This window comes from Rhodococcus sp. EPR-157 (assembly GCF_001647195.1).
Taxonomy (GTDB): Bacteria; Actinomycetota; Actinomycetes; order Mycobacteriales; family Mycobacteriaceae; genus Rhodococcoides.
The window spans coordinates 1-10,309 of sequence record NZ_LVCV01000509.1 but is presented as its reverse complement, the minus strand read 5'-3'; the positions used below and the strand labels follow the sequence as shown (position 1 = coordinate 10,309).

The 10,309-nt window shown below is 64.4% G+C and carries 7 protein-coding genes; all 7 read right to left on the bottom strand.

Annotated elements, in window-relative coordinates; genetic code table 11:
* Positions 1-176, bottom strand: a 176-nt coding sequence (locus A2J03_RS23020) for a bL21 family ribosomal protein (protein WP_197480923.1), incomplete at its 3' end; no start/stop codon positions are given.
* A 221-nt stretch (positions 177-397) separates the two neighbouring features.
* Positions 398-4,069 carry a translation initiation factor IF-2 N-terminal domain-containing protein gene (locus tag A2J03_RS23015; protein ID WP_068378601.1) on the bottom strand — a complete coding sequence of 1,224 codons (3,672 nt, stop codon included), beginning with the start codon at positions 4,067-4,069 and terminating at the stop codon, positions 398-400.
* 514 nt (positions 4,070-4,583) lie between these two features.
* Complete coding sequence (ndk, locus tag A2J03_RS23010) at positions 4,584-4,997, bottom strand: nucleoside-diphosphate kinase (protein WP_068378600.1); 414 nt, start codon at positions 4,995-4,997, stop codon at positions 4,584-4,586.
* 45 nt (positions 4,998-5,042) lie between these two features.
* Positions 5,043-5,453, bottom strand: a complete 411-nt coding sequence (locus A2J03_RS23005; RefSeq protein WP_068378598.1) for a DUF4233 domain-containing protein — start codon at positions 5,451-5,453, stop codon at positions 5,043-5,045.
* Positions 5,450-6,874, bottom strand: coding sequence for a bifunctional tetrahydrofolate synthase/dihydrofolate synthase (folC, locus tag A2J03_RS23000; protein WP_442971396.1), 1,425 nt, complete (start codon positions 6,872-6,874; stop codon positions 5,450-5,452). Before folC ends, A2J03_RS23005 begins: the two co-directional genes overlap by 4 nt.
* Positions 6,874-9,543, bottom strand: coding sequence for a valine--tRNA ligase (locus A2J03_RS22995; RefSeq protein ID WP_068378596.1), 2,670 nt, complete (start codon positions 9,541-9,543; stop codon positions 6,874-6,876). Before A2J03_RS22995 ends, folC begins: the two co-directional genes overlap by 1 nt.
* A gap of 56 nt (positions 9,544-9,599) precedes the next feature.
* Positions 9,600-10,309: alpha/beta hydrolase family protein (locus A2J03_RS22990; RefSeq protein WP_156520544.1), on the bottom strand; the 710-nt coding region annotated here is incomplete at its 5' end.

Genomic DNA, 10,309 nt, shown 5'->3' with positions numbered 1-10,309 from the left:
GAGATCTTCGCCAGCTTGTCTGCATCTGTGGTCAGGTCGGATCCATCAACGACGAGGACCGGAGCAAGCGAGACAGCAGTGCCGGGCGCTCCCTCGATCTTCTCGACCTTGACGAGGTCACCAACAGCGACCTTGTACTGCTTTCCGCCGGTCTTGACGATCGCGTACGTTGCCATCGGAGGGCTACCCCTTGCTTCTTCGAACTTGCTCGCGCTGCCCACGGCAACACGACTGGTCTGATCTTGCATTGTTTCTTGCTACCGGGTGTGAACGCCTGCGTGGCACTCGAACAAGACCGCGAACGGACTCGAGGCATAGCAGAACACTGTCACCGGGAGCGACTTATCAAGGTTACGGCAGACGGGCGGCCATGGTCAAACCGCCCGTCTCCGAACCCCTACGCGTCGACCGGAGGGCCGGCCGGTCGTGCTGCGGCACGACGTCGGCGAGGCTTGGTCACCGGCGCCTCTTGGACAGCCTCAGCGCTGTCCACCTGCGTGAATGCTGGAGCAGTCACCGGCGTCGGCGCGGACTCGTCGGCGTCCGTGCCGGCTTCCGAGGTCGCCGGAATCACGAACACGGTTCCGGCATCGGGCGCTTCTGCTGCGGGCGCAGCCGCCTTCCTTGCGACACGCCTACCGCGTCTCGCCTTCACGACGGGCTCAGGGGGATCTTCCGACGCTGCAGAACCTGACACCGCATCGGACCCCGTGGAGTCGGGTGGCGTGGAGTCCTGAGGCGTGGAGTCCTGAGGCGCGTCGTCTGCCGGGTTCGCAGGAACCTCCGCGGCAGCATCCGTGGGGGCGTCCACAGCGACATCCGTAGCGAGATCAGCAGGAACGTCCACCGCGGTTTCCGCCGTGGCAGCTGCAGGGGCCGTCGCGGCAGGCCTGGACGCCTTACGACGCCCACTCCTACCTGCGCGACGGGCCGGAACCTCGCTCGACTCGGTTGCAGACGCCGTGTCGGCAGGTGCAGAGGACGAGTCGGTCGTGTTCTCGTCGTGTGAATCCTGCGGACTGTTGCCCTGGGCAGCAGCAACCTCCGAGGCACCGATGATCCGCGGAGTCGACACCGTGGCGGCGTCGGCACCGTTGTCGACTGCACCGTTGTCGATGACACCGTTGTCGATGACATCGGCAGGCGTGACATCGGCGACGACGTCGTCGTGATGGGCGGCCATCGCGAGGGCAACCGGATGCGCACGCTTGATCGACGGATCTGCCGTGGGTTCGGAGTGCTCGGCGGCGCCCGCACTTCCGCCGGAACCGGCGTTGTCGGACTTGTCGCGACCACGTCGCTTACGTGGGGTGCTGGAGTCTCCCCGCGACGAGTTGGGCTTCGATCCGTCGTCCGGCTTGCTCTCGACCGGGAACGGATGGACGATGATTCCTCGGCCCTGGCAGTGCTCACAGTTCGTCGAGAACGCTTCCACCAGGCCAGTTCCCAGCTTCTTACGTGTCATCTGGACCAGACCGAGCGACGTCACCTCGGACACCTGATGACGCGTCCGATCGCGTCCAAGTGCTTCGGTCAGCCGGCGGAGCACGAGGTCACGGTTCTGCTCGAGAACCATGTCGATGAAGTCGACGACGATCATTCCGCCGATGTCACGCAAGCGCATCTGCCGAACGACCTCTTCGGCAGCTTCGAGGTTGTTGCGGGTGACCGTCTCTTCGAGGTTCCCGCCTGCGCCGGTGAACTTGCCGGTGTTGACGTCGACGACGGTCATCGCCTCGGTGCGATCGATGACGAGGGTTCCGCCCGAGGGCAGCCAGACCTTTCGGTCCAGTGCCTTCGCCAGTTGCTCGTCTATCCGATGCGCCTCGAAGACATCCGGCTGGCCGGGCTCCACGACGTGGCGCTGAAGCTTCGGCAGCATGTCTGCGGCAACGGTTTCGATGTAGTTCGACGTGGTCGTCCAGGCTTTCTCGCCCTCGATGACCAGCTTGACGAAGTCCTCGTTGAACAGGTCACGGATGACCTTGACGAGAAGATCGGGCTCTTCGTACAGAGTCTGTGGCTGGCTGCCCTTGCTCGACTCTGCCTTGGCCGATGCCTCTTCGATCGTCGCCCACTGCGCTTGCAGCCGCGTGACGTCGCGTGCGAGTTCTTCCTCGCTGACCCCCTCGGCGGCGGTGCGAATGATGACCCCGGCCTCCGCGGGCACGATCTCGCGCAGAATTTCCTTGAGGCGCTTGCGTTCGGTGTCGGGGAGCTTGCGGCTGATGCCCGTCGAGCTGCCGCCGGGGACGTAGACGAGGTAGCGACCGGCCAGCGAGAGCTGGGTCGTCAAGCGGGCGCCCTTGTGCCCGACAGGATCCTTGCTCACCTGAACCAGAACTTGGTCACCCGGCTTGAGCGCCTGCTCGATCTTGCGCGAGTTACCGCCCAGACCTGCGGCGTCCCAGTTGACTTCACCGGCGTACAGCACGCCGTTACGACCGCGACCGATGTCGATGAACGCCGCTTCCATGCTCGGCAGCACATTCTGCACACGTCCGAGGTACACGTTGCCGACCATGGAGGCCGACGCGCTGCTCGTGACGAAGTGCTCGACGAGAACTCCGTCTTCCAGGACAGCTACCTGAGTGGTATCGCCACCGTGGTCAGGGAACGACTTCTCGCGGACGACCATCACCCGGTCGACGGATTCACGACGAGCCAGGAACTCCGACTCGGTCAGGATCGGCGGACGACGGCGCCCGGCATCTCGCCCGTCGCGGCGACGCTGACGCTTCGCTTCCAGACGGGTCGACCCGCTGATTCCCTGAACCTCGTCTTTGGTACGTGGCTTGTTGCGCGGCTCCCGCTCGTGGACCACCGTGTTCGGCGGATCGTCCTCGGACGACGCAGCATCGGATGAGGTCTCTCCAGAACTGCGACGACGACGGCGACGACGACGGCGACGGCTCGACCCGTCCGATTCGTCCTGATCGTCGTCGGTGTCGTCCGCGGACGCGTCCGCCGTGGAATCCTCGGCGTCCGTCTCAGCGGGCGGAGTCGACTCGTCCTCGGCCGACGAGTCAGCTGGTTTGGCTCCCCCGCGCGATCGACTGCGCCGACGCGAGCGGCGTTCGCCACTGGGCTTGTCCTCGCTGCTGGACTCCGAATCGGTCGACGAATCCTCGTCGGCCGATACTTCTTCATCCGACACCGGGGCTGCGCTCTCGGCGGACGACTCCTGGCCGTCGGAACCTGACTGGCTCTCGTCGTCGTTGTCGCCGTCCTCGGAGGTTCCATCGCTCGACTGGTCGCCGCGGCCGCGACCGCGGCCACGGCGTCCTCGCCTGCGACGTCGAGGCTGTGACTGGTCGTCGTCGCCGTCGTCGTCGTGACCAGAGGAATCCGACTCGGCATCGGCGTCGTCGGTACCGACGGACTCGTCACCGGCAACGGTCTTCTTGTTCGTGTCGCTCGAGTCGGTCGCGCCACTGCTTCCAGTGTCGGGCGCAGCGGTGACGGTCAGGACCGGAGCAACGGTTTCGGACTCGGCCGTCGCGCTCCCTGTCGGCTCGGACGCAGCGTCGGTCGCACTGGTGTCGACCGCCGGGCCCGCCGCCTTCTTGCTGCGCCGACGTGCACGCGGAGCCTCGACGACAGCTTCGGGCTGCAGAAACAACGGACCGGTGAATGCGGGCCGGTCGCCGGGAGCACGCTCAGTGGTCACAGCGACGTCTTCGGTGGAAAACAACCCGGTCGGCTCGGCCACCGCTGGCTTGGAAACTGCCGGCTTGGATTTTGCTGGCTTGTCGACAGCAGGTTCCTCGACGGCCGGCGGATCGGCCAGGACCGGCTCGGCAGCAGAATCTTCGGGCGCCGTGAAGGCCGAGTGCACGGTCTCTGCGACGTCGCGGTCGAGGCTGGATTGTGCGCTGCGCGCTTCGATGCCGAGGTCGACGAGCTTGGCGAGCACCTGCTTACTGGTGACACCGATGATCTTTGCCAATGCGTGCACACGCAGGCGGTCGGGGAACGACGGAGTTGACCCGGCGGACGCATCAGCGCCACCTGCAGAACTTCCCGTGTTCGAATTCTGTACATCTTCGGGCGGGGCTTGATCGGCCACGTATGTCTCCTCGGGCCCCCGGGCGCGTCCACCTACTGGGTGTGACGCGGCCACGCGAGGGCAATCCTTGTGTTCTGACGAAAGGTTTGACGTCAGTGTCGTCTGGTCTTGCTCCGCACCTGGTGCACTGTCCACGGCAAGTGGCCGGTGCGCCGAGCACGGTGCCTGGCTGGATGGCTTTTCGTGTCCTTCGAGTACGAGCGCCTGATCATCAAGCATGCCTGAGGCGGTGAGGGTGTCCCCTCGCCGTCGGCAGCGATGACGGGCATCGCACTGTCCGTCAGTCATCCGGTTGCTGTCACGAGAACGCCACTGTCATGGCGTTCGATCGTCCTGCTGGTGTAGAAGTCCTGCGTGTCTAGAGGTACTGGGCTGAATTTACTGCTGAAGCGTGTCCTTCGGTGAAACCAAACTGTGAAGCAACCTTCACGAGTATCCCACACCGGAGTGGTGGTCCCGCCATACCGCCGAAGAATGCACGATCGGCGGCGTGGCGGGCTGTGTCGTCCGAGGATCAGGACAAGCCGGGGAACCAGAGCGAGATCTCGCGTTCCGCAGACTCGACCGAGTCGGATCCGTGCACGAGGTTCTGCTGCCCGTCGAGCGCGAGGTCGGCGCGGATCGTGCCCGGTACTGCTTCCCCTACCGGATCGGTACCGCCCGCGATCTGCCGGAACGCCGCGATGGCACGTGGGCCTTCCAGCACCGCCGCTACGACCGGGCCCGAGGTGATGAACTCGAGCAGGTCGGGGAAGAACGGCTTGCTCTCGTGTTCGGCGTAGTGGGCACTGGCCAGTTCGCGCGGAACGGACTTGAGCTCGAGTGCTGCGATGCTCAGTCCCTTCTTCTCGATCCGGCCAAGGATTTCTCCCACGTAGCGGCGGGCAACTCCGTCGGGCTTGATAAGTACAAGGGTGCGCTCAGTCACGACAACAGACAGTAGTAGACGGTCGGTAAGCGTCGCTCGTCAGTGTCACTCTCGCTGGCCGTACAGCTGGCCACGCTCGATCCGACGGGTGATGTCCCGGCGCAAGTAGAGAAGGTACAGCCACACGGCCCCGAAGATCAGCCCGACAATTCCGATCGACAGGTGGATGAACACCCCGAGCAACACGAGCACCTGAAGTGCGAGATTGATCTGCATGCCTTGCCTGCGGCGCTGCATACCGCTGGCCAGAACCATCAACACAGCAAGCCCGACGATGTAGAGCGTGGAGAACCAGCTCAGGCCGCCACCGACCGTCGCCACGACCGGCAACGCCAGCAACACGACGATCATCTCGAGGATGAGGGTGCCCGCGCAGACACCCCGAAATCCCTTCCACGGATCGTTGGTGGGGGGTTTGAACCTGGGCGCGTCGGTATCCGAGCCGTCCTGACTCATACGGGTTCCTTTCCGAACAGACTTCTCGCAGCACCGGCCGTCACGACCGAGCCGGTCACGATCACTCCAGCACCCGATACAGCCTCACCGGGGTCTCCCACTTCTTCGGCCAGCCCGATGGCCGTCTCCACGGCATCGGCGAGCGTCGGAGACACAACGACACGTTCGTCGCCGAACTTGGCCACCGCGATGTTCGCCAGCTCTTCGACATCCATGGCCCGCGGTGATCCATTGTGCGTGACCACGATCTCGTCGAACACCGGTTCGAGGACGGTGAGCATCGCATCGACGTCCTTGTCACCCATGACACTGACGACGCCGACAAGCTTGCGAAAGTCGAACTCCGCAGCCAGGGTTGCGGCGAGTGCTCGCGCCCCATGTGGATTGTGGGCCGCGTCGACGAACACCGTCGGCGCGTTGCGGACCCGTTCCAGTCGACCAGGATTGACGATGGATGCGAAAGCTGCCTGCACGATCTCCACATCGAGTTGCCTGTCTGCGCCGGCCCCGAAGAACGCCTCGACAGCAGCGAGCGCCAGGGACGCATTGTGCGCCTGGTGCTCACCGTGCAGCGGCAGAAAGATGTCGGTGTAGACACCGCCGAGACCCTGCAGTTCCAGTTGCTGGCCGCCCACCGCGATTCTGCGGGCGAGCACCCGGAACTCCGATCCTTGCCGGGCGACTGCAGCATCGGCCTCGACGGCAGCGCGAAGGAGAACCTCGGCCACCTCAGGCTTCTGCTCGGCGATGATGGCGACGGTGTCGCGGGGCACCAGTCGTTCGGGAGCCTTCTTGATGATCCCGGCTTTCTCCGCCGCGATGCCGGCGAGATCCGAGCCGAGAAATTCGACGTGGTCGACGTCGATCGGAGTGATCACCGCGACTTCGCCGTCGACCACGTTGGTTGCATCCCAACGTCCGCCCAATCCGACCTCGACGACGGCCACCTCGACCGGAGCCTCGGCGAACGCTGCGAAGGCCATCGCCGTGGTCACCTCGAACTTGCTCATCCTCGGTCCGCCCGCGGCCTCGGACTTCGCATCGATCATGTCCACGAACGGGGCGATCTCGTTGTAGGTGTCGACGTAGAGCCGAGGAGAAATCGGTGTGCCGTCGATACTGATGCGTTCGGTCGCCAGCTGAAGGTGCGGGCTCGTCGTGCGCCCTGTCCGACGGTGGAAGTGCGTCAGCAAGGCATCGATCATGCGTGTCACAGAGGTCTTGCCGTTGGTACCTGCGACGTGAATCGACGGATACGCCTTCTGCGGCGAACCGAGCAGGTCCATCAATGCTGCGATCCGCGAGATGCTCGGCTCGATCTTCGTCTCGGGCCAACGCTTGTCGAGTTCCGCTTCGACGAGCGCCATCTCGGCCAGGTCGACCGGGCCCGGATCGACGCTCGGTGTGTCGAATTCGCTCACTACTGTCCCATCGCTTCGAGACGGGCTTGAATGCGCGCGATCTCCTCGGTGGCGATCTGCTGACGAGAACGGATCTTGTCGACGACGGCATCCGGCGCCTTGGCGAGGAACGCCTCGTTTCCGAGCTTGCCGGTCGTCTGGGCGAGCTCCTTCTCCGCCGCCGCGAGATCCTTGACCAGCCTTGCCCGTTCGGCGACGAGATCGACCGTTCCCGAGGTGTCGAGTTCCACCGTCACGGTTGCCTGCGACAGACGGACTTCGACGGACGCCGTTGCATTGAAATCGTCAGCGGGTTCGGTGAGTTTCGCGAGCGCACGGGTTGCGGGAACCTGTGCGAGGAGGTCTGCCGCCTCGATCCCGATGAGCGCAGCGGCGACCTTCTGCGACGGTTTGAGTCCCTGGTCGCTACGGAACCGTCGGACCTCGGTGATGAGCTTCTGCATGTCGGAAACACGTTGCGCGGCAATGGCATCGGCATCGAACCCGGACGCGGTCGGCCAGGATGCGACCACGATGGACTCTCCTCCGGTCAACACCTTCCACAGCGTTTCGGTGACGAACGGAATGACCGGATGCAGCAGCCGGAGCAGTGCGTCGAGCACGTTGCCGAGCACTGCCCGGGTGGGTGCCGCCTGCGCCTCGTCGGAGAACTGCACCTTCGCGATTTCGAGGTACCAGTCGCACACCTCGTCCCAAGCGAAGTGATAGAGGGCCTCGCATGCCTTGCTGAACTCGTATCGCTCGAACGCCGTATCGACCTCTGCTCGAACGTGATCGAGACGATCCAGTATCCACCGGTCGGCGTCGGTCAGCGCCTCGCGCGCCGGAAGCTGCGCCGGCGCAGCGCCGTTCATCAGCGCAAACTTCGTCGCGTTGAACAGCTTGTTGGCGAAGTTGCGGGAGGACTGCGCGTGATCCTCGCCGACCGACAGGTCCGCTCCGGGATTGGCTCCGCGGGCGAGGGTAAATCGCAGCGCGTCCGCACCGAAGCGGTCCACCCAGTCCAGTGGATCGATGCCGTTGCCGCGCGACTTGGACATCTTCTTGCCGTGCTGATCTCGGACGAGGCCGTGCAAGAAGATGTCCGTGAACGGAACCTGACCGCCCCTCTCCCCGGCGGTGACCGACGCGTCGGAGGACACGTAGGTACCGAACATCATCATCCGAGCCACCCAGAAGAACAGGATGTCGTATCCGGTGACGAGAACCGACGTCGGATAGAACTTCGCGAGGTCGTCGGTGGCGTGCGGCCATCCCATCGTCGAGAACGGCCACAGACCGGACGAGAACCATGTGTCGAGGACGTCCGGGTCCTGTTCCCACCCTTCCGGAGCAGTCTCGTCCGGGCCGAGGCAGACGGTTTCACCGTCGGGTCCATACCAGATCGGGATGCGGTGTCCCCACCACAGCTGGCGTGAGATGCACCAATCGTGCATGTTGTCGACCCAGGCGAACCAACGCGGTTCCTGGCTTGCCGGGTGAATGACTGTGTCGCCGTTGCGAACCGCGTCGCCCGCGGCCTTGGCCAGACCGTCGACCTTGACCCACCACTGCAGCGAGAGTCTGGGTTCGATCGACTCACCGCTTCGCTCGGAGTGGCCGACACTGTGCAGGTACGGACGCTTCTCCGCCACGACCCGGCCCTGCTCGGCGAGAGCTTCGCGGACCTTCACGCGGGCCTCGAAGCGATCGAGACCGTCGAATTCGGTTCCGGTGTCGGCGATTCGGCCGGCCTTGTCCATGATCGTCGGCATCGGCAGGTTGTGCCGCACGCCCATCTCGAAGTCGTTCGGATCGTGCGCCGGGGTGATCTTGACTGCGCCGGTACCGAACTCGGGGTCGACGTAGTCGTCGGCGATGATCGGGATCTGTCTGCCGGTGAACGGGTGCTCGAGGGTCGTGCCGACGAGATGGCGGTATCGCTCGTCATCCGGGTGCACCGCCACGGCCGTGTCGCCGAGCATGGTCTCCACTCGAGTGGTGGCGACGATGACGTGCGGCTCGTCGTCGTTCAGCGATCCGTAGCGAAGCGAAACGAGCTCGCCTTCGACGTCCTCGAACTTGACTTCGATGTCGGAGATCGCCGTCTGCAACACCGGGGACCAGTTGACGAGCCGCTCGGCACGGTAGATGAGACCGTCGTCGTACATCCGTTTGAACATGGTCTGCACGGCCTGGGACAACCCGTCGTCCATGGTGAAGCGCTCGCGGTTCCAGTCGACACCGTCACCGATGCGACGCATCTGGCCGAGAATGGTTCCACCCGACTCGTGCTTCCAGTCCCAGACCTTGTCGATGAACAGTTCGCGACCGAAGTCCTCTTTGGTCTTGCCGTCCACCGCGAGTTGCTTCTCGACGATGGTCTGCGTCGCAATGCCCGCGTGATCCATTCCGGGAAGCCAGAGCACCTCGAAGCCGAGCATCCTCTTACGGCGGCTCAGCGCATCCATCAAGGTGTGGTCGAGCGCGTGGCCCATATGCAAACTGCCCGTGACGTTGGGGGGCGGCAGGACGATCGAGTAGGCAGGCTTGGTGCTGGCGGGATCGGCCTCGAAGTAGCCGGCGTCGACCCAGCCCTGATACAGCTTCGCCTCTACCTCGCTGGGGTCCCAGCTCTTGGGTAAGCGGTCTGCTGGGTTGGCTGGGGTCTCTGGCGCTGAACTGGTCACCGGTCGATTCTAGTGGTCGCGTCCGATCGCTCCGACACGCCCTTTTCACCGCCGACTCATCCCAGCGCCTCCGGCAATGCCACGGGCTCGCCCAGAACGTGTTCGGCCAGGAACGAAAACACGACTTCGTACCAGATCTTCGCGTGCTGCGGCGTCAGCACCCAGTGGTTCTCGGTGGGGAAGTAGAGCAGACGATGGTCGGTCCTACCCTCGTCGTCGGCGGGGATACCCGACTCGCTGAGCAGTTCGTACCAGAGCCGAAGACCCTCACCGACAGGAACTCGATAGTCCTTGTCGCCATGGATGACGAGCATCGGAGTGGTGATGTCCGCGACATAGAGGTGCGGCGAATTCTCGACGGCCATTTCCGGCGACATTTCTCGGCCCCAGTAGTACGCCACGTCCGTGGTCGGCCCGAACTGGTCGAGTGCCCACAGACCGGCATGGGTGACGATCGCGTCGAATCTGTCGGTGTGCCCGGCGATCCAATTGGCCATGTACCCGCCGAACGAGCCGCCCATGGCCGCGGTCTTCGTCGCATCGATCTCCGGCAGATCGACCGCTGCGTCAGTGATCGCCATCAGGTCGGTGAACGGTTCCTTGCCCCATCTCCCCCAGCCTCGTTGCACGAAGTCCTGGCCGTATCCGGTGGACAACGCGGGGTCAGGCAGCAACACCGCGTACCCCTTCGCGACGAGCAGCCAGGGGTTCCACCGCCACGACCAGGTGTTCCACGACGCCAACGGACCGCCGTGCACCCAGAGAA